This is a genomic window from Acidovorax sp. KPB24-07 (assembly GCF_057543315.1).
Genome location: NZ_BAAJYS010000909.1, coordinates 1 through 631 on the forward strand (window position 1 = coordinate 1; position 631 = coordinate 631).

Sequence of the window (631 nt, forward strand, 5' to 3'; positions counted from 1 at the left end):
CAGGGGTCGTGCTGGCTGCGCTCCCACAGCGTCCAGCCGGCGCCCACGAGCGCGGCCAGCGCGGCCAGCCCGCCCAGGGCCCGGGCCAGGTCTTCCCAGCTGGGCGATTCGATGCCCAGGGCTTTCAGCATGTCGAGCTGGCGGCCCTGGGTGTAGTTGAGCACCCACTGGTTCCAGCCGTTGTTGACGGCCTCCCACACGGCGCGCATCTGCTGCACCATGCCGGGGCTGATCATGGTGTCCATGGCGTTGCCGAACACGCCGCGCGGGGCCTGCAGGCGCTGGAAGGCGCCGATGCGGCCGGGCGAGACGGCGCCGGTCGGGTCCACGCGCACCCAGCCGCGGCCTTCGAGCCAGACCTCGGCCCAGGCGTGCGCATCGCTCTGGCGCACGGTCCAGTAGCCGTCGACCCCGTTGCGTTCGCCGCCCTGGTAGCCGGTGACGATGCGCGCGGGGATGTCCATCGCCCGCATCAGCACGACGAAGGCCGAGGCGATGTGTTCGCAAAAGCCTTCCTTGATGTCGAACCAGAACGCGTCGGCGGTGTGCTGGCCGTACACGCCGGGCTCCAGCGTGTAGTTGTAGCCGCCGGTGCGCAGCCGGGCGAGGGCGGCGTCGACCAGGGCGGGCG

General features: G+C 71.8%; 1 protein-coding gene. It reads right to left on the reverse strand.

The window, feature by feature from the left end:
* Positions 1–631, reverse strand: a 631-nt coding sequence (locus AC27IQ_RS26615; protein WP_487091474.1) for a transglutaminase-like domain-containing protein, incomplete at both ends; no start/stop codon positions are given.